We start from the raw sequence: 22756 nt of genomic DNA on the forward strand, positions 1-22756 counted from the left end.
GGACGTGCCGACGCCCCCGCCACCGGTGGGTGGCGGGGTGCGGGGCGGGGTCATGGTCGGCGGGGCTGCGGGATCCGAGGTGGACCCGGCGGATCGGACGGATCCAGTGCTGCTGAGCCGGTGTGGTCGCGTCGGAAGCGGTGACCGTGCGGACTGGTCCACACGAACACGCCTGGTTCGACCATCGAGTAGCGCCAGGCGCTATGTGTCTTGAGCCGGTGGTGGAACCTGCACAGCGCGGCGAGGTTGTCGGTGCTCGACGGCCCGGGCTGTGGCCTGCCTTCGGCATCGGCGGTGTGGTCGTAGGGGTTGACATGGTCGATGTCGCAACGTCGGGCCGGTCTCGTGCACCAGGGGAACACGCAGGTGCCGTCGCGGAGGACCACCCACTCGCGGATCCGGTCGGGGATCGCATGGCCGGGCGCTGAGAGCACCCTGTTGAGGTCGATGACGGGCTTGATGGTGATCCTGGTCCGGGAGTCGCCGCACCATGACGTGAGCTGGTCGAGCAGGAGGAGTCGTTGACCTTCCTCCAGCCGCCCGGTGGGACCGAGCACCGTGACCTGACCGTGGGTGCCGGCGACGAAGTGGGCGTGGAGCACGACCTCCCGGGCGATCGGCAGCCCGTCGGAGTCCTTCGCGCCGACCTTCCCCTGCTCGAACAGGTCGAGCGCGGTCTGCGTGCGAGCCAGGTCACCGAGCGCCTTTGCGCGCCGTGCGTCCAGCGACAGGGCAGAACCCAGCGCCTTCTGCGTCGCAGCACTGTGGGCGAGCGCGCGGTCGAGGTCGAGGGCGTCCGCGATGTCGATCTCTGCTTCGACGTGCACGGTGCCGGCGAAGTGCACGTCATCCGTGTCGACCGTGGCGTGACGCGGATCGACGTGAAGGTGGCCGTCCTCCGGGTCCGCTGCCGGGTCGGTGACGTCGTCGGCGAGCTCGAACCGCTTGACCGCCTCCGCGACCAGCCGGTCCAGCTGAGCCTGCCCGATCCGCCCCGCGACCGCTGCGACCTGGGAGTCCACCCACGCGGCGGCCTCGCGCGTGAGAGCGGGGGCGGCGTGGATGGTGGCCTCCGCGACGGTGCGAGCGCGCCAGGCGGGGACGGCACCGGAGTGCACCTGCGACCAGAGGCGCGGAAGGCGGTGGCGCAGCTCCAACGCGTGGCCGATGAGCTTCTTCGCCGCCGGCGTCGAGACCCTCAGGACCGTGCCGAGCTCGGCGACGCAGAACTCCGCGACCAGCGGGCACCCGGGGCCGGCGATGGGCTCCTCGTGCTCACGACCCAGACCCCCGCCGATCGTGAAGGACGCAGCGCCGTCGATGGACTCAGGCGGGTGGAGATCAGCCCAACGAGCGGCAACGTCCAGGAGGTCGGCGGCCGCTCGGTCCTCGGTGGTCTTGCGTTCACGGGCGAGCGCGAGCAGCGCGGCGGGGCTGAGGTCGTCGTCGACCCCGGCTCCCAGTCCGGACCATGCTGCGCGTGTGCTCATGTGTTCGATTGTAGGCGTCGGGTCCGACAACGGCCCACGTGGAGAACGTCCGGGCATCGTCCGGATCGTCAGGTCTGAGCGCGGGCTCCGCGCCCGTCGCCAGAGCGACTTCCTCGACCAACGACGGGGGCGACCTGCTCGACCGGCGGCCCGGCTGGGCGCCCACTGCCATGCTGGCGCCATGACCCGACAGCGCCCCCGGACGGACGCCTCATGATCGGCGACCGCTGGGGTGTCACGGACGCCGAGACGCGTCGCCCCTACGGGTGCGACGACTTCGTGCGCGAGCCCACGATGCAGGCGTGGCGGGGCGTCACGGTGCACGCCGACCCCGACGCCGTGTGGGCGCGGCTGCGGCAGGTCCGCCTCGCGCCGTACTCCTACGACCTCATCGACAACCTCGGCCGCCGCTCCCCGCGCGAGCTGCGTGACGTGCCCGAGCCACGCGTCGGGGCTCCCTTCACCCGAGCCTTCGGGCTCGACCAGGGGCGGGTGATCGCGGTGGACCCCGGCCGTGAGCTCACGGCGAAGATCATGTCGGCCTACATGTCGTACGCCGTCGTGCCGCAGGCAGAGGGCACCCGGCTGCTGCTGAAGGTCGCCGCGAGGATCCACCCGGTGCTGGCCCCGGCCGTGTCGCTCGGCGATCTCCCCATGGCTCGCAAGCAGCTCCTCACGCTGAAGGAGCTGGCGGAGGGCGACTAGAGCCCGAGGCTCCGCGCCACTGCTGACACGGCCTCGGCCGAGGCGGTCAGCTGGGCCATCTCGCTGTCGCTCAGCGGGGTGGCGAGGACGCTCTCGACCCCGGTCCGGCCGACCACCGACGGCATGGACAGGCAGACGTCAGAGATCCCGTGCACGTCGTCGAGCCGCGACGTCACGGGCAGCACCCGGTGCTCGTCGGAGAGGACGGCCTCGAGGATCCGGGAGACGGCCAGGCCGATCGCGAGGTTGGTGGCGCCCTTGCCCGCGATGATCTCGTAGGCCGACGAGACCACCTGGTGGTGGATCTGCGCCATGACCTCCTCGTCGAGGGCACGCACGCCGTTGCCGGTCCAGTCCTTCACCGGCACCCCGCCGATGGTGGCCGTGGACCACAGCGGCACCTCGGAGTCGCCGTGCTCCCCCGCGATGTAGGCGTGCACGTTCTGCACGGCCACCCGGGTGTGCTCGGCGATCAGGAACCGCAGCCGCGAGGAGTCCAGCACCGTGCCGGAGCCGAAGACCCGGTGCGCCGGAAGTCCGGAGAACTTCAGCGCGGCGTAGGTGACGACGTCCACCGGGTTGGTGACCACCAGCAGCAGGGCCTCCGGCGCCAGCGCGACGAGCGCGGGGACGAGGTCACGGCACATGTCCACGTTGGCCGCGGCGAGGTCGAGCCGCGTCTGGCCGGGGTCCTGCTTGGCGCCCGCCGTGATCACGATGACGTCGGCGTCGGCGCACACCGCGAGGTCGTCGCTGCCCGTGATCCTGGCCATCGGCGTGAACTGCATGCCGTGGTTGAGGTCGAGCACCTCGGCCCGCACCTTGGCGGCGTTGAGGTCGAACAGCGCCAGCTCGCGACAGGCGCCGCGGATCTGCGCGGCGTACGCGATCGCCGTACCGACAGCACCTGCTCCGACCACCGCGACCTTGGACACGTACGCCACTGTGACAGGTCCGGGACCGGGTGGACAGCGTCGGACGCGGGCTCGTACGACGAGGGGCGCGGGTCAGCGCCAGACCGGGGCCACGTCGCGGCGGTAGCGCCGGGCCAGCAGGAGGGTCAGGAGCGTGACGACGGGGCCGGGGATGGTCGCGCGCAGCGAGGAGCGCTCCCGCTCCCCCGCACCGTCCTGCATCCAGGCGAGCGCGTTGGCGGCATCGACGATGCTGGCCGGCCGCATCTTCCGCGCCTCCGCCTTCCATGCTGGGTCGTCCTCGAGGGCGCCCATGACGCCCTCGACGTCGGCCTCCTCGTGGGCGAGGTGCGCGTTGATCACCTCGCGGGCGCGGGCGACCGCGTCGGCGGCGGCAGCTGCAGCCACGGTGGTCGGCGAGGCCACGACGGCGTCGATCGCGGCGGAGGACGCCGTCAGCGCCTGCTTCATCGCGACGTGCTCTTCCTCCATCGCGGTGAGCAGCGTCGTGTCGAACCCGCGGGAGGCCAGGAAGGGCCACGCGATCGAGTCCTCGGCCTCGTGGTGGTGGGTCAGCTCGCGCACCAGGTTGCGCCACGCGCCCCGGACCTGGCGGGCCCGTGCGAGGTCGCCGTCGGCGAGCTGCCGCAGCGCGCGCTCGGTGCGGTCCACGTCGCGGCGGACCGCCGCATGGATGATCTGGTTCATGCTCAGTGCCTCCGTCATGACGCGACGGTAACGCTCAGCGCTGGAGCGACTCGACCCAATTCTTGAGGATCCGGGCGCCGGCGTCGCCGGACTTCTCGGGGTGGAACTGGGTCGCCGACAGCGGCCCGTTCTCCACGGCCGCGACGAACCGATCACCGCCGTGCTCGGCCCACGTCACCAGCGGCGCCGCCGTGCGGTCGTTGGTCACCAGGTCCCAGCTGCGGGCGGCGTAGGAGTGCACGAAGTAGAAGCGCTGGTCCTCGACGCCCGCGAACAGGCCGGTGCCGTCCGGCACCTCGACGGTGTTCCACCCCATGTGCGGCACCACGTCGGCCTGCAGACGGGTGACGAGCCCGGGCCACTCGGCGCAACCGTCGGTCTCGACGCCGTGCTCGACCCCGCCGCCGAAGAGGATCTGCATCCCGACGCAGATCCCCAGCACCGGCCGACCGCCCGCGAGGCGCCGACCGATGATGCGCTCGCCCTTGATCGCGCGCAGGCCGTCCATGCATGCGGCGTACGCACCGACGCCGGGCACGACGAGACCGTCGGCCGCCAGCGCGGTGTCGAAGTCGCTGGTGAGCGTCACCGACGCCCCGGCGCGCTCGACCGCGCGCACGACCGAGCGCAGGTTGCCCGAGCCGTAGTCGAGGACGACGACGTCGGGTCCCGCAACGGGACTCCGTCCCTCCTCGACCGACGGTGTCGTCACAGGCTGCCCTTGGTCGACGGCACACCCGTCTCCCGCGGGTCGATCGCGACCGCCTCGCGGAAGGCCCGGGCGAACGCCTTGTACTGGGTCTCGACGATGTGGTGCGGGTCCCGGCCGGCCAGGACGCGGACGTGGAGGCCGAAGTGACCGTGCTGGGCGATGGACTCGAAGACGTGCTGGGTCAGCGAGCCCATGTAGGGCACGCCGGAGCCGCCGATGGCCGCGTAGACCTGGCCGTCGGGCTCGCCGGTGTGCACGCAGTAGGGGCGACCGGACACGTCGACGACCGCCTGGACCAGCGCCTCGTCGAGCGGCACGGTGGCGTCGCCGAAGCGACGGATGCCGACCTTGTCGCCGAGCGCCTCGCGCAGCGCCTGCCCCAGCACGATCGCGGTGTCCTCGACCGAGTGGTGGGCATCGATGTGGGTGTCGCCGCTGGTGTGGACGACGAGGTCGACGAGCGAGTGGCGCGCGAACGCGTCGAGCATGTGGTCGTAGAAGCCCACGCCGGTGCTGACCTGGGAGCGCCCGGTCCCGTCGAGGTCGACCTCGACCTTGACCTGCGACTCCTTGGTCGCGCGCTCGATGCTCGCCGTGCGGGTCATGCTTGCTCCTTCGTCACGTGCGTGAGTGCCTGCCTGAATGCTGCCATCTCCTCGGCGGTCCCGATCGAGACGCGCAGCCAGCCGTCGGGACCGGTCTCGCGAATCAGCACGCCCTGGTCGACCAGGCCCTGCCAGGTCGCGTGCCGGTCGGCGAACCGGCCGAACAGCACGAAGTTGGCGTCCGAGTCGGCGACCTCGAGCCCCTGCTCGCGCAGCCAGACCACCGTCGCGTCGCGCTCCACCCGCAGGTCGTCGACCCGTCCGAGCAGCTCCGGCGCGTGCCGCAGCGCGGCCAGCGCGGTCGCCTGGGTGACGGCCGAGAGGTGGTAGGGCAGTCGGACGACACGGATCGCGTCGCAGATCGCGGGGTCGGCGGCGAGGTAGCCGAGGCGCGCCCCTGCGAGCGCGAAGGCCTTGCTCATGGTGCGGGTGACGACGAGGTTGCGGTGCGCCCCGAGCATCTCGAGGGCGCTCGGAGTGCCGGCGCGCCTGAACTCGCCGTACGCCTCGTCGACGACGACGATGCCGCCGGGCTCGTACGACGCCGCGGCCTCGCACAGCATCGCCACCGCCTCGGGCGGCAGGGCCGTACCGGTCGGGTTGTTGGGACTCGGCAGCAGCACCACGGAGGGCTTCCGCTCGAGGACCATCGCGCGGGCGGCGTCGAGGTCGAGGGAGAAGTCCTCGGCCCGGTGGCCGACCACCCACTGGGTGGAGGTGTCGCGGGCGTACTCGGGATACATCGAGTACGTCGGCGCGAAGGAGAGCGCCACACGCCCCGGGCCGCCGAAGGCCTGCAGCAGCTGGAGCATGACCTCGTTGGAGCCGTTGGCCGCCCACACCATGTCCGGTGTGATGCCGGTGCCCCCGGACGTGTTGAGGTAGGCCGTCAGCGCGTCGCGCAGCTCGACGAACTCACGGTCCGGGTAGCGGTTGAGCGACACCGCGGCCTCGCCGACAGCGCGCGCGATGTCAGCGGCCGCCTCGGGCGAGGGGCCGTAGGGGTTCTCGTTGACGTTGAGCTGGACCGGCGCCTGCTCGAGGGACAGCTGGGGTGCGCCGTAGGGCTCGATCCCCCGCAGCTCCTCGCGCAGCGGCGGGAAGGTGCGGCTCACTGCTGTGGCCGGGTGGCGTCGAACCGCACCGAGACGGCCTGGCCGTGCCCGGGCAGGTCCTCGGCCTCGGCCAGCACCACGACGTGGTCGGCGACCTCGGCGAGCGCGGCCTGCGAGTAGTCGATGACGTGCACCGACCGGGTGAAGGCGCGCACCGACAGGCCGCTGGAGTGGCACGCGCAACCCGCGGTCGGCAGCACGTGGTTGGAGCCCGCGCAGTAGTCGCCGAGCGACACCGGTGCCCACGGACCGACGAAGATCGCGCCCGCGTTGCGCACGCGTGCGGCGTGCGCCGCCGCGTCGCGGGTGTGGATCTCGAGGTGCTCGGCGGCATAGGCGTCGACCACGTCGACGCCCTGGTCCATGTCGTCGACCAGCACGATGCCCGACTGCCGACCGCCGAGCGCGGTGCGGATCCGCTCGGTGTGACGGGTGGCGAACACCTGCTTGTTGAGCTCGACCTCGACGGCGTCGGCCAGCTCGAGCGAGTCGGTCACGAGGACCGACGCGGCCATCGGGTCGTGCTCGGCCTGGCTGATCAGGTCGGCGGCGACGAAGGCGGCCTCGGCACTGTCGTCGGCGAGGATCGCGATCTCGGTCGGGCCGGCCTCGGAGTCGATGCCCACCACGCCGCGCAGCAGCCGCTTGGCGGCGGCGACGTAGATGTTGCCCGGACCGGTCACGAGGTCGACCCGCTCGCAGGGACCCGCGCCGTGGGCGAACATCGCGATGGCCTGGGCGCCGCCGACGGCGTACACCTCGTCGACGCCGAGGAGGGCGCAGGCAGCCATGATCGTCGGCTCCGGCAGGCCGTCGCGGTTCTTCTGCGGCGGGCTGGCCAGCGCGATCGAGCGCACGCCCGCCACCTGGGCGGGGACGACGTTCATCACGACGCTGCTGACCAGAGGGGCGAGCCCGCCAGGGACGTAGAGCCCGACGCGGTCGATCGGCACCTTGCGGTGGGTCACCGTGGCGCCGGTGGCCACCTGGCTGGTCACGTCGTGCTCCAGCTCGGCCTCGCTCGTCGCCCGGAGCCGACGGATCGACTCCTCCAGCGCGGCGCGCACGGCCGGGTCGAGCTCGGCAAGCGCCTTCGAGAGGGCCTCCCGCGGCACCCGGATGTCGTCGCTCTGCACGCCGTCGAAGCGGGCCGAGAACTCGGTGATGGCCTCGACGCCGCGCGCGCGGACGGCGTCGATGATCGGCTGCACCTGATGCGTGGCCGCCTCGACGTCGAACTCGGCACGAGGCACGCTCGCGCGGTAGTCGACGGACGCCCGGTCGGCGCCCCTCAGGTCGATGCGACGGATCAGGGACATGCCCCGAAGTCTAGGTTCACCGGCGGGTCGACCCGGAGGCGCGGGCACTCCGTGGACGCAGGTGGTTAGGTAGGTCACGTGAGCGATCCGCTGCCGATGTTCCCGCTGGGCACCGTGGTGTTCCCCGGCATGAGCGTTCCGCTGCACGTCTTCGAGGACCGCTACCGGATGCTGGTCAACCACCTGCTGACGGTCGAGGATCCTGCAGCCCGGGTGTTCGGCACGGTCGCCATCCGGGAGGGGTACGAGGTGGGTGACCACGGTGCCCAGTCGGTCTACCGGATGGGCTGTGTCCTGCAGCTCACCGAGGTGGAGCGACGTGACGACGGCACCTTCGACATCGTCGCCGTGGCCCGCGAGCGCCTCATGCTGGAGGAGATGCAGCGCGGCGTCGACTTCCCGCAGGGTGTGGTCGCGCTCGTGCCCGAGCCCGAGGTCGAGGTCCCCGACGACCTGCTGGACAAGGCGCGGGCGACGTTCACGGCGTTCCGGGTCGCGATGACGGAGCTCCAGGGTGACCCGTTCAGCGGCACGCTTCCGCGCGACCCCGACTACCTCGCCTGGACGCTGTCCGCCCTGACGCCCCTCCCGTTGGCGGAGCGGCAGTCGCTCCTGGAGGCCGAGAACGCCACCGAGCGCCTCCGGCTCGTCACCCGGCTGCTGACCGAGGAGCTGCGGGCGATCAACGTCATCCCGTCGCTGCCCGCCACCCAGGTCGCCCGGACCGCCTGGTCCCCCAACTGAGACGCGCAGTGGCGCGCGAGGCACGAGCGCGACGCGTGGGCGCGGCCAGATTGAGCAAGCGACGCGACTGAGGAACGAAGTCGCACGAGCGCGTCGAAATCAACTCTCCCGACTGCTAGAACTGAGCCGTGGCGAGACGAAGGACTGCCGGAGGCACCCCGGCCACCGTCGCGCTCACCGCCGCCGGTATCGGCTTCGAGGTGCGGGCCTACGAGCACGACCCCCGCGCGGAGTCGTACGGCACGGAGGCTGCGGAGGCGCTCGGCGTCGACCCGGCGCGGGTGTTCAAGACCCTGCTGGCCTCGCTCGACCCGTCGGCGGGCTCAGGACAGCGTGCCCGCCTCGTCGTCGGCATCGTCCCGGTGACGGGACAGCTCGACCTCAAGGCGCTCGCCCGGGCGCTCGGCGGGAGCAAGGCCGTGATGGCGGACGTCGCCGCTGCCGAGCGGGCCACGGGCTACGTCGCCGGCGGGATCTCGCCCATCGGCCAGAAGCGCTCGCACCCGACGGCCCTCGACGTCTCCGCCCTCGACCACGCGACGATCCTCGTCTCCGGCGGTCGGCGCGGCTTCGACCTCGAGATCGCGCCGCACGACCTGGTGGCGGTCACCGGAGCGGTGACCGCCACCATCGGGCGCTGACGCGGGGCGGGACCTCAGTCGGTGGTGACCTTGATCATGCCGTGGACCACGTCGCCGTCGATCCAGCCGCTCACCCCGAAGGCCGACAGCGGAGCGACGTTCTCGCTGACCTCGGGCATGTCCTTGGTGACCCGGACGAGCCAGTCGTCGTCGGCGTCGAAGCTGACGAACATCACCATCTGGGCGTCGTCCTGCTCGATCACCTTCGCGTAGTCGTCGCTGGAGCCGAGGTCACCGCCCGACTCGAGCTTGCCGCGGTAGTCGTCCTGCAGCGCGAGGACGGCCGCGCCGTCCCCCTCGGTGACCTCGAGGAACTCGGCGATCTCGGGCCCGGCCTGGGCGCTGATCTTGTCGAGCACGGCCTGGATCTCCGCGGCGTCACCCTTGATGGTGATGCCGGCGGGGACCTCACCCGGTCCGCCGTTGGTGATGGCGTCGGGGTCGATGCCACTGCCGACGGACATGGTCATGCCCTCGCCGAGCAGGGTCTCGATGTCCTCGGGGAAGGCGAGACCGGTCTCCGACTCGAGCTGCGCGAGCTGCTCGTCGATGGAGTCGCTCTCGTCGGGCACGCTCTTCTTGACGTAGTCGAGCACCGCCTGTGCCCACCCCTCCTCCAGCGAGAAACCCATCGCCGCGACAGTGTCGGCCGGCAGGTCGGCGACCATGCTGGCGCCCTCCTCGCTGTCGACGAACTCGGTGAGGCTCTTCTGGTAGTTGGACATGGCGTACTCGACCTCGACCGCGCCGTCGTCGAACCGGACCGTGGCAGCGGCGCCGTCGAAGTCGTCGATCATCTGCTGGAGCTCCTCGGGCACGGACTCCTCACTGGTGGCCGGCATGCCGCCGAGCATGGAACCCATGCCCGCGGCGTCGTCGAGGTACTGGGCCGCGGCCTTCGCGACGTAGAACGACATGAACCCGTCCTCGCCCGCCTCGCCGGTCCACTGCTCGAAGGAAGCGTCGGAGGCGAGCGTGGCACCGTCGGTCGCGTCGACGACCTGCTGCGCGATCTCCTCGGTCTCGGCCAGGACCATCCAGTCGCCGTCGACGACCCAGCCGCCCACCTCGGCGTCACCCTCGGCGGTGCCGCCACAGGTGTCGACCAGCGTGGCGATGCCGTCCTCGGCAGCGCCGGCATCGGTGACCTGGATGACGCCCACCGGAGCAGGCTCGTCCTCGCTGAGGTCGACGGCAGCGAACGCGGCACGGGACCCGAGCCAGGGCTCGACGTCCTCCGCGTAGTCGAGGCCCTCGCACTCGCCGGACGCGGTGAGCTCCTCGAAGAAGCGCTCGCGCAGGTCGTCGTCGGTCTGGAGGTCGATCTTGTCGGTGAACCCGGGGAACTTGCGCAGCGTCTTGATGGCCTCGATCTTCTGGCCACCGCTCGGGTCCAGGTCGACGCTGAAGTAGGCGACCGTCGAGTCGGGCAGGGCCTCAGCCGGCTGGGAGCCGGTCGCGAAGAAGCTGGTGGCCGCCCACGCGCCACCCGCGACGACCGCACCGCCGGCCACGAGGGCGCCGAGCACGATGAGGCGCTTGCGGTTGTCGCTGCCGTGGTCGGGCGCGGAATCAACCGGACCCGAGCTGTGGTCGAGGTATTCCGGGTCACCCGGTGTCGTGGTCATGAAAAGTCCTGCTCCCCCGTTGCACGCGCCCCGACGAACGTCGGGGCTGCCCTGATTCAGTCGCGGCAAGCCTACCCGTGGGAGCGCTTCGCCAACCCCCTGTTGCCCAAGAGATACATCCCGACCAGACCAGTCATCGCACCCGCCGGGAGGGCCACCAGGGCTGTCGAGCGGTAGGGCACGCGGTCGCGGTCGGGGGCGTTCAGCCCAAGGTCACCGGGGATGGCCGTGTAGTCGGGCGCACCGGCGGCCAGCGCCTGCGGGTCGGACGGTCCGAGGCTGCTGCCCACCGCGTACATCAGGACGCCGGCCAGGCTGGCGGCGACCAGCACGGTGAGCACCGTCGCGACCTCGTGGCCACGCCGGAGGCCGGCCAGCACGGCCAGGACCACGCCGAGCGGGAACGCTATCAGCACGAAGAGGGCGATGCCCTCGAAGGCGACGTCGGGTCCGGCGGGCTCGAGGAACCACTCGCCCTCGAAGCTCAGGCCGGCCGGAGCGTCCCAGAGCCGCTCCCACAGCACTCCAGCTGCGGCACCGGCGGCCAGGAACACCGCGACCACGACCGCGAGGCGGACCAGCGGACCCACCCGGTCGCCCGCCGCGTCACTCACCCCGTCAGACATCCCGGGCCCAGCAGCTGCTTGAGGTCGGCGAACAGGGCGGGGCTCGGGCTCACCCGGAGGTTGTCGTCGAGGCGGAGCAGCTTGGTGGAGCTGCGGGTCAGCAACCGCAGCTGGACCTCCGTCATCCCGGGGTGGGTGCCGAGCACGTCGCGCAGCTGCGCCACCACGGGCGGGGTGCAGCGGGTCGACGGCAGGCTGATGACCACCGGACCGGCGGGCCCTTGCGTCAGGTCGGGGGCGGTGACCTCCTGGGCGCGCAGCTCGGGCTGGTCCTTGTCCCGGGAGAGCTGGCCCTTGATCCGCACCACCTGGTCCTCGACCAGCAGCGTCGAGGCGAGGGTGTAGGCGCTCGGGAAGAGCAGCACCTCGATCGCACCGTCGAGGTCCTCGAGGGTGATCGTGGCCCACGGGTCACCGCGCTTGGTGATCTTGCGCGCCACCGACGTGACCAGGCCGCTGACCGTGATGGTCGAGCCGTGCGGGCGCTCCTCGTCGAGCATGAGCTGGCCGATGGTGCAGTCGGTGCCCTGCGACAGCACGTGCTCGAGACCGAGCAGCGGGTGGTCGGAGACGTAGAGGCCGAGCATCTCCCGCTCGTGGCCCAGCAGGGTGAGCTTGTCCCAGTCGTCGATGTCAGGGATGGTCACGGTCACGCCGAAGCCGGCGTCGTCGTCGCCGAGCCCGCCGAACAGCGAATCCTGGCCGATCGCCTCGTTCTTCTTGAGGTCCACGAACTGGTCGACCGCGGTCTCGTGGACGGCGACGAGCGCGCGGCGCTTGTGCTTCATGTCGTCGAAGGCGCCGGCCTTGATCAGCGACTCCACCACGCGCTTGTTGCACACCAGCGCCGGGACCTTCTCCATGAAGTCGTTGAAGTCGGCGTAGCGACCCTTCTGCTCGCGACCGGACACGATGCCGTCGACGACGTTGCTGCCGACGTTGCGGACCGCGGTGAGGCCGAAGCGGATGTCGTTGCCGACGGGGGTGAAGTTGGCGTGGGACTCGTTGACGTCGGGCGGCAGGACCTGGATCTTCATCCGTCGGCACTCGTTGAGGTAGATCGCCATCTTGTCCTTGTCGTCCTTCACCGACGTCAGGAGGGCGGCCATGTACTCGGTCGGGTAGTTGGCCTTGAGGTAGGCGGTCCAGTAGGTGATGACGCCGTAGGCGGCCGAGTGCGACTTGTTGAAGGCGTAGTCGGAGAACGGGAGCAGGATCTCCCAGAGCTTGTCGATCGCGACCTGCGGGAAGCTGCGCTCGAGCATGCCGGCCTGGAAGCCGGCGTACTGCTTGTCGAGCTCCTCCTTCTTCTTCTTGCCCATCGCGCGACGCAGGTTGTCGGCCGCACCCAGGGTGAAGCCGGCCAGCACCTGGGCGATGGCCATCACCTGCTCCTGGTAGACGATGAGGCCGTAGGTCTCGCCCAGCACCGGCTCGAGCGCCTCGGCGAGCGCCGGGTGGATGGGGTCGATCGGCTCGCGGCCGTTCTTGCGGCGGGCGTACTTGTTGTGCGAGTCGGCGCCCATCGGACCGGGACGGTAGAGCGCGCTGACGGCCGTGATGTCGGCGAACTGGTCGGGCTGCATCGAGCGCAGCAGCGCGCGCATGCCCGAACCGTCGAGCTGGAAGACGCCGAGCGTGTCGCCGCGGCCCATCAGCTCGTAGGTCGCCCGGTCGTCGAACGGCAGCTCCTCGAGCACGACCTGCTCGTCGCGGTTGACGCCGATGTTGATCAGCGCGTCCTCGAGGGTGCGGAGGTTGGAGAGGCCGAGGAAGTCCATCTTGACCAGCCCGAGCGACTCGCACATCGGGTAGTCGAACTGCGTGATGACCGCGCCGTCCTGGGGGCGGGCCATGATCGGGACGATGTCGACCAGGGGCTCGCTCGACATGATCACGCCGGCGGCGTGGACGCCCCAGTTGCGGATCTGTCCCTCGAGACCGACCGCGGTCTCGTAGATGGTGCGGACGTCGGCGTCCTGGTCGTAGAGCGTGCGGAACTCGCCGCCGTCGCGGTAGCGCTTGTGCTCGGGGTTGAAGATCTCCTTGAGCGGGACGCCCTTGCCCATCACGTCGGCCGGCAGGGCCTTGGTGATGCGGTCGGAGATCGCGAAGCCGTGGTCGAGGACGCGGGCTGCGTCCTTGATGGCGGCCTTGGCCTTGAGCCGGCCGAAGGTGGCGATCTGCGCGACGCGGTCGGCGCCGTACTTGTCGCTGACGTAGGTGATGACCTCGCCGCGGCGGGCGTCGTCGAAGTCGATGTCGAAGTCGGGCATCGAGGGGCGCTCGGGGTTGAGGAAGCGCTCGAAGAACAGGCCGTGCTCCAGCGGGCACAGGTCGGTGATGCGCAGCGAGTAGGCCGCGATGGAGCCGGCACCCGAGCCGCGGCCGGGACCGACACGGATGCCGTTGTCCTTGGCCCAGTTGATGAAGTCGGCGACCACGAGGTAGTAGCCGCAGTAGCCCTTCTGGGAGATGATCGCGAGCTCCATCTCGACCCGGTCGCGTACGGACTGGTCGAGGCGGTCGCCGGGGTAGCGGGCCTCGATGCCACGCCACACCTCCTTGCGGAACCACGAGTCCTCGGTCTCGCCGGCCGGCACGTCGGCTCGCGCCATGTAGCCGCCGGTGGACTCGGTGAACTCGACGTCACAGCGCTCGGCGATGGCGAGGGTGTTGTCGCAGGCCTCGGGCATGCCGAACTCGTCGGCCCACAGGGCGCGCATCTCGGCGGGCGACTTGATGTAGTAGCCGCCGCCGTCGAACTTGAGCCGGTTGGTGTCGGAGAGACGCTTGCCGGACGCGACGCAGATCAGGGCGTCGTGGGCGGCGGCGTCCTCGGGGTTGTTGTAGTGGGAGTCGTTGGTGGCGATCGGCGGGAGGTTCATCTCCTTGCCGAGCCGGAGCAGGTCGTCGCGGACCCGCTTCTCGATGGAGATGCCGTGGTCCATCAGCTCGAGGAAGACGTTGTCCTTGCCGAAGATCTCCTGGAGCTCCCCGGCCTCGCGCACGGCCTCGTCGTACTGGCCCAGGCGCAGCCGCGTCTGGATCGCACCGCTCGGGCAGCCGGTGCTGACGATGAGCCCCTTGCTGTGCTCGGCGAGGATCTCCTTGTCCATCCGGGGCTTGAAGTAGTAGCCCTCGAGGCTGGAGCGCGTGGAGAGCCGGAAGAGGTTGTGCATGCCCTCGGTGCTCTCGGCCCACATCGTCATGTGGGTGTAGGCACCGCCGCCGGCGACGTCGTTGCCGCCCTCCTCGGCCAGGTCGCCCTGGCCCCACCGGACCCGGCGGCGCTCGCCGCGCATGGTGCCGGGGGTGATGTAGGCCTCGATGCCGATGATCGGCTTGACGCCGTGCTGCTTGGCCTTGCGGTAGAAGTCGTAGGCGCCGTGCAGGTTGCCGTGGTCGGTCATCGCGATGGCCGGCATGCCGAGGTCGCTGGTGCGGGTGAACAACCCGTCGAGCAGCGATGCCCCGTCGAGCATGGAGTACTCGGTGTGCACGTGCAGGTGGACGAAGTTGTCCACGGAACTGGTGGAGGAGCCGGCCGACATGGAGGAGACTTCCGCACCTTTCAGGGTCGCTGACGGTGTCACGTGTGAGGGGTGTTGCTGACGGATCAGCAGTGCCGCAGCGGGCACTCGAGGGGGAAGGAACGTCAGCCTACGTCAGTGTGCAGGACCCCACCGACAGGACTCGCCACGGCTCAACCGAGCCAGGCGATCGCGTGCCCGTGGCCGTGGCTGTGGGCCACCGCGACACCGTCCAGCGCCGTCACGAACCGACCGGAGGGGAACGCGCGGCCCCCGGTCAGGGCAGGCAGCACCCGCCGTCCCTCGTTGCTGATCCAGCGGCACCGACCGGCCGCGACCAGACCCGTCATCAGGTCGTGGAAGCGCCGGCGCTCGGCCTCCTCGAGGTAGGCGATCACCGCGGAGTGGAAGACCACGGGAGTGCCGTGGGGCGCGGCCTCGTCGAGCAGGTCCGGCAGGTGGTCGAAGAGGTCGCCGGTGCGGAGCGCGGGCGGGTCCGCCAGTGCGACGTCGACGGCCGTACGGAGGCGCCGGCGCCGCTCGTCCTGCTCGGGCCACACGAGGTTCTCCAGCCAGGCCATCGCGTCGGGGTCCGACACGTCGAGCGGGTTGAGGTCCACTCCACCGCGCCACGCGACCTCGGGGTGCCGGTCCGGGACGGGCAGCGGACCGGTGGCCCGGGCCGTGAGCACCGGCCCGCCGCTCCCCCTGAGCCCGCCGTGCGGCGGCCAGTCGTAGTCGTAGCGGTCCGGGAAGAGGCACAGCCCCGCGCTGGCACCCACCTCGATGAGCGCCAGCGGCCCCTCGACGAGCGCCATCACCGGGACGAGGTTCGCGAGCCGGCCGACCTCGTTGGTCTGCGTCGCACGCGCCATGACGGTCGCGCGGACCTCGGCCTCCTGCTCGAGGAGGACGCGGCGCAGCCCGGCGTACGGTCCGGGTGCGACAGCGCCGTGCCAGCGCGCCGCCGCGAAGACGAGGTTGGGCTGCCGCTTGATCGGCGGCAGGGTGCCGAGCCAGGCGAGCACCTCCGGGTCGCCCGCCACCCCCGTGGCCCACGCCTCGAAGCAGGGCGAGTCACCCGCGGCGTAGGTGGCGAAGTCGCGGTACTCCTCGGTCACGTCGTCGTAGAGCAGCACGAGACCATCCTGCCCCCGGCGACCGGCCTGCTCAGCGACGGGTCGGAAAGGGGCCACCTGGTCCGATGCCGGCGTTGCCCATCCGGATGCCGGAGAACTCCAGGCCCCGCGCGCGGACCACCGCGAAGTGCTCCTCGAGCTCGGGCAGGACCCGCAGCTCGATGTCGTGCACCTCGTGCACCGTCACCAGGTCGCCGACCGCGACCGGGGGCCCCAGCGGCGCCACGGCTCGGGTCGCCACGTGGGCGTGCGGTCGCTCGCCGAAGGGCTCGAAGTCCGCGGCCGCGAAACGGTAGGCGTACAGCCGGGTCGCGCGCATGGTGGCCAGCCACGACTCCTCGACCGCGTGCACCCGCGGCACGTCCGGGGCGTCGGCGCCACCCCACGAGCAGACCCGCGGACACTGCCGGGGGAACCAGTAGCTCGGGGCGTTCAGCGCGTCGACCGTCCAGACGTAGGCCTCGGGCTGCTGCGCGGTCGCGGCCACGTGCGGCGTGAACCGGCGGATCGCCGGGTCCTCGCTGAAGTGGAGCAGCTCTCCGGCGGCCGGCAGCACGTCAGCGGGCGGCGTCGAGGGACTCGGTGATGATCACGTCGACGATCCGCGCGACGCGCTGCTCCCCCAGCTCGGGGACCACGGCGGCCACCCGCCGGGCGATCTCGGCCTCGCGCCGGGCGTCGCGCTCGCCGGACGGCTTCACCGACTGCACGACGCGCGTGAGGGCCGTGCGTCGCGCGAGCACGTCGCCGAGCACGAGGTCGGCCTCGTCGATCAGGCCGCGCAGGAAGGTCAGGGGGTCGGGACCGGGCCAGGCCACCCGGATGTCGGGCGCGCGCTCCTCGTTGGCCGTGCCGTCGGTGCGCTCGAGCTCGAGGCACCCCCGACGGACGTAGAACGCTCGAGCCGGCTCGTTGGACTCGAAGACCCACAGGCAGAAGCCGCCGGGGCGGTGCGCGGCGACGGTGTCGAACAGCGCCCCGCCGACCCCGCGGCCCTGGTGGTCGGGGTGGACGTAGAGGTCGTCGAGCCAGGTGGTGGTGCAGCGGGCATAGCCCGCGACCTCCTCACCGACGGTCGCCAGCCACACGTCGTACGTCGCCAGGTCCCAGCCCGCGACCCAGGCGCGCACCTCGTCGTCGCCGTGCACGCCGGGCGGGAACGCGGCGCCGGCGGCGCGCCGCGATGCCAGGTGGATCTCGGCGAGTGCTGGGAGGTCCGCGGCCTTGGCCGGGCGCAACGCCAGCTCAGTGCTCGTCACGGATGGCCTCGAGCGCGTGCGCGAGGTCGTCGGGGTAGGTGGACTCGTAGGTGACGTAGTCGCCGGTCTCGGGGTGCTCGAAGCCCAGGCGCATGGCGTGCAGCCACTGCCTCTCGAGGCCGAGGCGCTTGGACAGCGTGGGGTCGGCGCCGTAGGTGAGGTCGCCCACGCACGGGTGCTTCAGCGCACTCATGTGGACCCGGATCTGGTGGGTGCGGCCGGTCTCGAGGTGCACCTCGAGCAGGCTCGCGAACCGGTGGGCCTCGAGGGTCTCGTAGTGGGTGATGCTGTGCCGGCCGTCGGCCATCACTGCGAACTTGTAGTCGTGGTGGGGGTGCCGCCCGATCGGGGCGTCCACGGTGCCGGACAGCGGATCGGGATGGCCCTGGACCAGCGCGTGGTAGGTCTTGTCGACCGTGCGGTGGCGGAAGGCGTTCTTCAGCACGGAGTAGGCGTGCTCGGACTTGCAGATCACCATCACGCCGCTGGTGCCGACGTCGAGGCGCTGGACGATGCCCTGTCGTTCGCTGGCGCCGCTCGTGGAGATCCGGAAGCCGGCTCCGGCGAGGTGCCCGACGACGGTCTTGCCGCCCCAGCCGGGCGAGGGGTGCACGGCGACGCCGACCGGCTTGTCGATCACCACGATGGCGTCGTCGTCATGGATGATCCGGATCCCCTCGACGATCTCCGGCACCACCGCCAGCGGATCGCTCTCGGCCGGGATCGTCACGTCGAGCATCGCGCCACCGTGCACGCGATCACTCTTGCCCACCGTGCCGCCGTCGACCAGCACCAGGCCCTGCGCGATCAGGTCGGCGGCCTTGGTGCGCGAGAAGCCGAACATCCGGGCCATCGCGGCGTCCACGCGCTCACCGGCGAGGCCGTCGGGGACGAAGACGGTGCGCTGCTCGGCGTGGGTGGTCATCGGGTGCGGCTCATGACTCGGGCTGCGCCTTCTCTGCGTCGGACTCGCGGCTGCCGTCGAGCGCCACCCCACGGAAGGTCTGCAGGATGATCAGCGCGGCGGCGATGTTGATGCAGATGTCGGCGATGTTGAAGACCGGCCAGTTGGGCAGCCTGAGGAAGTCGACCACGTGGCCGTGGAACGGCTCGGGCTGGCGGAAGATGCGGTCGGTGAGGTTGCCCGCGACGCCGCCGAGCAGGAGGCCCAGGGCAAGGGCCCAACCGGTGCTGGCGATGCGACGGCTCAGCCACAGGACGACGACCACCGCCACCATGGCGAGGGCGGTGAAGACGATCGTGAACCCGGTGCCGGTGCTGAACGCCGCACCGGGGTTGAAGGTCAGGTGGAAGGTGAACCAGTCACCGAGCACCGCGATGTCGCCGTCGGCGAGCGCGGACAGCGCCCACTGCTTGGACGCGAGGTCGACGGCGTACGCCACGAGCGCGACGCCGGCGAACAGCAGGCGTGCGTCGAGTCGTCGTGGTGCCGGGACGTGATCGTCCTGGTCGCTGGAGTTCAGCGACGCTCCTCGCGCTGCTTGCATGACAGGCACAGTGTGGCATGGGGCACGGCCATCAACCGATTCTTGCCGACGGGGTTGCCGCACGAGTCGCAGACGCCGTAGGACCCGTCGTCGATGTGGGCCAGCGCGCGGTCGATCTGCTCGATCGCGTCGCGTTCCTTGGCGAGCACGGTGAGCTCGTGGTCGCGCTCGAAGCTCGTCGCGCCCACGTCGGCCTGGTCCTGGCCGGCACCGTCACCGGCGTCGCGCATCAGCCCGGCGAGCTCGGCCTCGGCCTCGTCGACCGACGTCGCGAGGCGCTCGCGGTGCTCGCCGAGCTCCTTGACGACCTCGTTGAGCTCGGCGCGGGTCCACGGGTCCTCCCCGTCGAGCACGACGAGTCGAGCGGGGGTGGCCTTGCGGGGAGCAGCCTTCTTGGCCGGAGCCGCCTTCGTCACAGGAGTTGCCTTCTTCGCAGGAGCCGAGGTGCTCGGGGCGGTCTTCTTGGCCGGGGCGGCCTTCGGTGCTGGGGTGGTCTTGCTCGGTGCAGTCTTCTTGGCCGGGGCCTTCTTGGCGGCCGGGGCCTTCTTCGCCGGGGCCTTCTTGGCCGGGGCCTTCTTGGCGGCCGGAGCGGCCTTCTTCGCCGGAGCCTTCTTCGCCGGAGCCTTCTTGGCGGCGGGAGCGGCCTTCTTGGTGGCCGGGGCCTTCTTGGCCGAAGCCGCCTTCTTGGCCGGGGCCTTCTTGGCAGCCGGAGCGGCCTTCTTCGCCGCTGCCGTGGCAGCAGGAGCCTTCGCCGGCGGTGCCTCGGCGGGCGCGCTGCGTCGCCCGATCACCCGCTTGGCGGCGGCAGCCGCCGAACCAGCCAGGGTCTTGCGCGCACTGCCAGCCATCTCCGAGGGCCTCCAGCCATCCATCAGGTGTGGCGGGAACCACACGGTGGCAGGGAGGGTATCCGGTGCCGGGTGCCGAACCAACACTGGCTCGCCGAAATGCGAGAACGGCCGACCTCGCGGTCGGCCGTCCTCGTTCAACAGGTGCGTGCTGGAGCTGCTCAGCCCTCGTCGTCGCCGAGCACCGAGCGGAGACGCTTGGGGCCGGGGCCACTGCTGTCAGCCGGGGCCTGGCTCTCCGCACCGGTCGACAGCGACTCGAGCTGCTGCGTGAAGTAGGTCTTCAGGCGGGAGCGGTACTCGCGCTCGAACTGGCGAAGGGTCTCGACGTCGCTGTTGAGCTTGTCGCGCTCCTTCTCCAGGTCGCCGAACATCTGCTGGCGGCGCTCGGCGGTCTCGGAGTCGAGCATCTGCGAACGCTGGCGGGCGTCGGCCTCCATGCGGTCGGCCTTGGTCTTCGACTCACCCTCGAGGCGCTCGGCCTTGGTGCGGGCGGCACCGACGATGCGGTCGGCCTCGTTCTTGGCGTCCTCGACGAGCTCGTCGGCGTTGCGCGTGGCGATCTCCAGGAGGCGGGCAGCCGCGTTGGAGGCCTCGGCGATGTTGCCGACGCGTGCGGACCGCTCGGGAGCGGCGGCGACCACCGGAGCGGGCTCCGGCTCGGGCTCGGGCTCCGGCTCCGGCTCCGGCTCGGGCGCGGCTGGAGCGAACGACACAGGCGCAGGAGCAGGCGTCGAAGCACCACCGGACTGTGCGGCGGACAGCTTCGACCGCAGGTCGTCGTTCTCCTTGGTGAGCCGCGCGAGCTCGGCCTCCACCTCGTCGAGGAACTGGTCAACCTCGCCCATGTCGTACCCCTCACGGAGTCGGACAGGTGTAAAGCGCTTGTTGCTCACGTCCTCAGGCGTCAGCGGCATGACCTCACCCAAACTTTCACGATCGATATCACGGTGGCTCTGCTGTCAGGAGACAATAGCGCCCGGCGCCGCACGGAGCACAGTGACCCGTGGGACGGATGGTTCAAGGAACCTCTCACACACCGAAGACGGTGCGCACCACGCTGAGCAGCAGGAAGGCTGCGACCATCACCAGGAGGAAGCTCAGGTCGAGCGCGACCGAGCCGATCCGCAGCGGCGGGACGACCCGTCGCAGCGCCACGATGGGCGGGTCCGTCACGGAGTAGACGCCCTCGAGCCCCACCAGCAGGGGACCACGCGGCTCCCACTGGCGGGCGAAGACCTGCACCCAGTCGACGATGAAACGGATCCAGAGGAACCCGATGAAGACCTGCAGGATGATGACGAGGATCTGTCCAAGAATGGTCACGGTCAGCTCTGGTTGAAGAACCCGTCCTCAGCCATCCGCTCCTTGTCCTCGGCGGCAACCGTGACGTTGGGCGGGGAGAGGAGGAACACCTTGTTGGTCACACGCTCGATGGTGCCACGCGTCGCAAAGATCAGGCCGGCAGCGAAGTCGACGAGGCGCTTGGCGTCGTTGTCGTCCATCTCGCTGAGGTTCATGATCACCGGGGTGCCGTCACGGTAGTTCTCACCGATGAGGCGCGCCTCGTTGTAGTTGCGGGGGTGCAGGGTGGTGATGCGGCTCAACTCGGCCACGACTCCTGTCTGGACCGGGGCCGGACGACGGCGCTCGGCAAGGTCGGACACAGGGGCGGGACGCCGCTCACGCGCGACCGGTCGCTGGTCGACAGCGTCCTGGGTCGAGGTCTCGGTGTCACCGTCGTACTCGTCGTAGTGGCCGGTGTCCTCGAGCAGGCCGAGGTACTCGCCGATCTTGCGCATCGAGCCGCTCATGAGACTGATCCTCCGCTAGAACTCGCGGCCCGGACGGGCCACCTGTTGACTGTCGTTGACATTACTGGACCGTGGGCCTCGGACCGAGGACCGCGGAGCCGACACGCACGTGTGTCGCGCCGTGCGTGATGGCCGCCTCGAGGTCGCCGCTCATCCCGGCGGACAGCATGGTGGCGTCGGGGTGCGCGCCGAGGAAGTCCTGCCGGATCCGGGCGAGGCGCGCGAACGCCTCGTCGGGGTCCTCGCCGAGGGGCGCGACGGCCATCAGGCCGCACAGTCGGAGCCGGTCCGCCTCCCCCACGCGCTGCGCCAGGGCGGCCAGGTCGGCGGGATCGGCCCCGGAGCGGTGCTCGGCGCCGGGCGGGTCGAGGCTGACCTGGAGCAGGACGTCGACGTCGTGACCCCGGGCCTGGGCGCCGCGCGAGAGCGGGCCCACCAGCTTGGCGCGGTCGAGCGACTCGACCACGTCGGCGTAGTGCGCCACGGCACCCGCCTTGTTGGACTGGAGGCCACCGATGAAGTGCCACCTCAGGCCCAGGTCCGCGCACTCGGCGGCCTTCGCCTCGGCCTCCTGGTGGCGGTTCTCACCGACGTCGGTGACGCCCAGGTCGGCCAGCACGCGTACGTCGGAGGCGGGGAAGAACTTGGTGACGACCACGAGCGAGACCTCGGCCGGGTCGCGTCCTGCAGCCTCGGCCGCGGACGTGATGCGCCGGCGTACGGCGTCGAGGCTGGCGGCCAGCTCGGCGGCACGGGTCACGAGACCCACACCAGCCCCGCGAAGCGGCCGGCGGCCGAACCGTCGCGGCGGTAGGAGTGCAGCCCCTGGTCCTCACGGGTGCACCCGCCGACCTCGACGACCTCGACGCCGGCGCGCTCGAGCTGGGCACGGACCCCGGCGCCCACGTCCACCGACGGGGTGCCCCACGACGTCTCGGCGTAGGCCTCGGGGACGACAGCGCTGACCTCGGCGCGCATCTGCTCGGGGACCTCGTAGCAGGCGCCGCACACGTGCGGCCCCAGCCAGGCGGCGATCTCGGAGGCCCCCTGCTCGCGCATCACCTCGACCGCGCGGGTCGCGATGTCGAGGACCATGCCGGGCCGCCCCGAGTGCACGGCACCCACGACGCCCGCCTCGACGTCGGCCAGCACGAGCGGGACGCAGTCGGCGACCCGCACCATGAGGCCGAGACCTCGGGTCCTGGTCACGAGGGCGTCGGCGGTCGGGGCGTGCCCCAACGGGATGGGGGCGTCCACCACCAGGACCTCGTCGCCATGGACCTGCGAGGCGCGCGCGAGCGGCACCCCGAGCTCGTCCTCGAGTCGTGCCAGCACCTGCGGGAAGTCGTCCCGCAGGCCCTGGAGGTCGAGGGAGGAATCGGTGAAGGCGACGTCCACCCGGAGCCGGGAGACGTCGCCCTCACGAGAATCGCGGAATGCGAACATGC

The 22756-nt window shown here is 71.1% G+C and carries 24 protein-coding genes; 3 read left to right on the top strand and 21 right to left on the bottom strand.

Going from position 1 to position 22756, the window contains the following annotated elements; all coding sequences use genetic code 11:
* Window positions 1-50: 50 nt before the first annotated feature.
* Entirely contained in the window at window positions 51-1490 is a 1440-nt protein-coding gene (locus BM127_RS05370; protein ID WP_091195646.1) for an HNH endonuclease signature motif containing protein, read from the bottom strand.
* A 213-nt stretch (window positions 1491-1703) separates the two neighbouring features.
* On the opposite strand from BM127_RS05370, the gene BM127_RS05375 reads away from it, so the two are divergent.
* On the top strand, window positions 1704-2195 hold the full coding sequence (locus BM127_RS05375; protein WP_091195648.1) for a polyketide cyclase: 492 nt from the start codon (window positions 1704-1706) through the stop codon (window positions 2193-2195).
* Here BM127_RS05375 and BM127_RS05380 read toward each other — a convergent pair.
* The 6 genes from BM127_RS05380 to hisD form a co-directional block, all read right to left on the bottom strand.
* Complete coding sequence (locus BM127_RS05380; protein ID WP_231263269.1) at window positions 2192-3130, bottom strand: L-lactate dehydrogenase; 939 nt, start codon at window positions 3128-3130, stop codon at window positions 2192-2194. The genes BM127_RS05375 and BM127_RS05380 overlap by 4 nt on opposite strands.
* 72 nt (window positions 3131-3202) lie before the next feature.
* Window positions 3203-3835: a hemerythrin domain-containing protein gene (locus BM127_RS05385; protein WP_091195654.1), complete on the bottom strand. Its 633-nt coding sequence runs from the start codon at window positions 3833-3835 to the stop codon at window positions 3203-3205.
* Window positions 3836-3851: 16 nt separating this feature from the next.
* Window positions 3852-4529, bottom strand: coding sequence for an imidazole glycerol phosphate synthase subunit HisH (gene hisH, locus BM127_RS05390; RefSeq protein WP_091195657.1), 678 nt, complete (start codon window positions 4527-4529; stop codon window positions 3852-3854).
* Window positions 4526-5134: an imidazoleglycerol-phosphate dehydratase HisB gene (gene hisB, locus BM127_RS05395; RefSeq protein WP_091195659.1), complete on the bottom strand. Its 609-nt coding sequence runs from the start codon at window positions 5132-5134 to the stop codon at window positions 4526-4528. Before hisB ends, hisH begins: the two co-directional genes overlap by 4 nt.
* Entirely contained in the window at window positions 5131-6249 is a 1119-nt protein-coding gene (locus BM127_RS05400) for a histidinol-phosphate transaminase (RefSeq protein WP_091195662.1), read from the bottom strand. Before BM127_RS05400 ends, hisB begins: the two co-directional genes overlap by 4 nt.
* Window positions 6246-7562, bottom strand: a complete 1317-nt coding sequence (gene hisD, locus BM127_RS05405) for a histidinol dehydrogenase (RefSeq protein ID WP_091196812.1) — start codon at window positions 7560-7562, stop codon at window positions 6246-6248. The genes BM127_RS05400 and hisD overlap by 4 nt, the downstream gene beginning before the upstream one ends.
* A gap of 84 nt (window positions 7563-7646) precedes the next feature.
* Here hisD and BM127_RS05410 point away from each other — a divergent pair, with 84 nt between their 5' ends.
* Window positions 7647-8312, top strand: a complete 666-nt coding sequence (locus BM127_RS05410) for an LON peptidase substrate-binding domain-containing protein (protein WP_091195665.1) — start codon at window positions 7647-7649, stop codon at window positions 8310-8312.
* Window positions 8313-8440: 128 nt separating this feature from the next.
* On the top strand, window positions 8441-8953 hold the full coding sequence (gene ybaK, locus BM127_RS05415; protein WP_091195667.1) for a Cys-tRNA(Pro) deacylase: 513 nt from the start codon (window positions 8441-8443) through the stop codon (window positions 8951-8953).
* 14 nt (window positions 8954-8967) lie between these two features.
* Here ybaK and BM127_RS05420 read toward each other — a convergent pair whose 3' ends face one another.
* The 14 genes from BM127_RS05420 to BM127_RS05485 all read right to left on the bottom strand — a co-directional run bounded on the left by BM127_RS05420 (window position 8968) and on the right by BM127_RS05485 (window position 22754).
* Complete coding sequence (locus BM127_RS05420; RefSeq protein ID WP_091195670.1) at window positions 8968-10581, bottom strand: DUF3352 domain-containing protein; 1614 nt, start codon at window positions 10579-10581, stop codon at window positions 8968-8970.
* 71 nt (window positions 10582-10652) lie between these two features.
* Complete coding sequence (locus BM127_RS05425; RefSeq protein ID WP_091195673.1) at window positions 10653-11195, bottom strand: hypothetical protein; 543 nt, start codon at window positions 11193-11195, stop codon at window positions 10653-10655.
* Window positions 11192-14761, bottom strand: a complete 3570-nt coding sequence (gene dnaE, locus BM127_RS05430; RefSeq protein WP_091195676.1) for a DNA polymerase III subunit alpha — start codon at window positions 14759-14761, stop codon at window positions 11192-11194. Before dnaE ends, BM127_RS05425 begins: the two co-directional genes overlap by 4 nt.
* Window positions 14762-14913: 152 nt before the next feature.
* Window positions 14914-15879: a DUF2332 domain-containing protein gene (locus tag BM127_RS05435; protein WP_091195679.1), complete on the bottom strand. Its 966-nt coding sequence runs from the start codon at window positions 15877-15879 to the stop codon at window positions 14914-14916.
* A 31-nt stretch (window positions 15880-15910) separates the two neighbouring features.
* A complete protein-coding gene (locus BM127_RS05440) occupies window positions 15911-16435 on the bottom strand; it encodes a DUF6886 family protein (RefSeq protein ID WP_091195681.1) in 525 nt (174 codons plus the stop codon).
* 1 nt (window position 16436) lies between these two features.
* Window positions 16437-17138 carry a GNAT family N-acetyltransferase gene (locus BM127_RS05445; RefSeq protein WP_091195684.1) on the bottom strand — a complete coding sequence of 234 codons (702 nt, stop codon included), beginning with the start codon at window positions 17136-17138 and terminating at the stop codon, window positions 16437-16439.
* Entirely contained in the window at window positions 17125-18063 is a 939-nt protein-coding gene (locus BM127_RS05450) for an RluA family pseudouridine synthase (protein ID WP_091195687.1), read from the bottom strand. The genes BM127_RS05445 and BM127_RS05450 overlap by 14 nt, the downstream gene beginning before the upstream one ends.
* Before the next feature lie 10 nt (window positions 18064-18073).
* Window positions 18074-18646, bottom strand: coding sequence for a signal peptidase II (lspA, locus tag BM127_RS05455; protein ID WP_091195690.1), 573 nt, complete (start codon window positions 18644-18646; stop codon window positions 18074-18076).
* A complete protein-coding gene (locus BM127_RS05460; protein ID WP_091195692.1) occupies window positions 18619-19494 on the bottom strand; it encodes a TraR/DksA family transcriptional regulator in 876 nt (291 codons plus the stop codon). The genes lspA and BM127_RS05460 overlap by 28 nt, the downstream gene beginning before the upstream one ends.
* Window positions 19495-19655: 161 nt before the next feature.
* On the bottom strand, window positions 19656-20411 hold the full coding sequence (locus tag BM127_RS05465) for a DivIVA domain-containing protein (RefSeq protein ID WP_091196815.1): 756 nt from the start codon (window positions 20409-20411) through the stop codon (window positions 19656-19658).
* 115 nt (window positions 20412-20526) lie between these two features.
* Window positions 20527-20820, bottom strand: coding sequence for a YggT family protein (locus BM127_RS05470; protein WP_091195694.1), 294 nt, complete (start codon window positions 20818-20820; stop codon window positions 20527-20529).
* A 2-nt stretch (window positions 20821-20822) separates the two neighbouring features.
* Window positions 20823-21308 carry a cell division protein SepF gene (locus BM127_RS05475; protein WP_091195697.1) on the bottom strand — a complete coding sequence of 162 codons (486 nt, stop codon included), beginning with the start codon at window positions 21306-21308 and terminating at the stop codon, window positions 20823-20825.
* Between the two features lie 61 nt (window positions 21309-21369).
* Window positions 21370-22068, bottom strand: coding sequence for a YggS family pyridoxal phosphate-dependent enzyme (locus BM127_RS05480; RefSeq protein WP_231263270.1), 699 nt, complete (start codon window positions 22066-22068; stop codon window positions 21370-21372).
* Window positions 22065-22754 carry a purine nucleoside phosphorylase YfiH/LACC1 family protein gene (locus tag BM127_RS05485; protein ID WP_091195702.1) on the bottom strand — a complete coding sequence of 230 codons (690 nt, stop codon included), beginning with the start codon at window positions 22752-22754 and terminating at the stop codon, window positions 22065-22067. Before BM127_RS05485 ends, BM127_RS05480 begins: the two co-directional genes overlap by 4 nt.
* Between the last annotated feature and the right edge of the window lie 2 nt (window positions 22755-22756).

It is taken from the genome of Nocardioides alpinus (assembly GCF_900112035.1).
GTDB classification, from domain to species: Bacteria; Actinomycetota; Actinomycetes; order Propionibacteriales; family Nocardioidaceae; genus Nocardioides; species Nocardioides alpinus.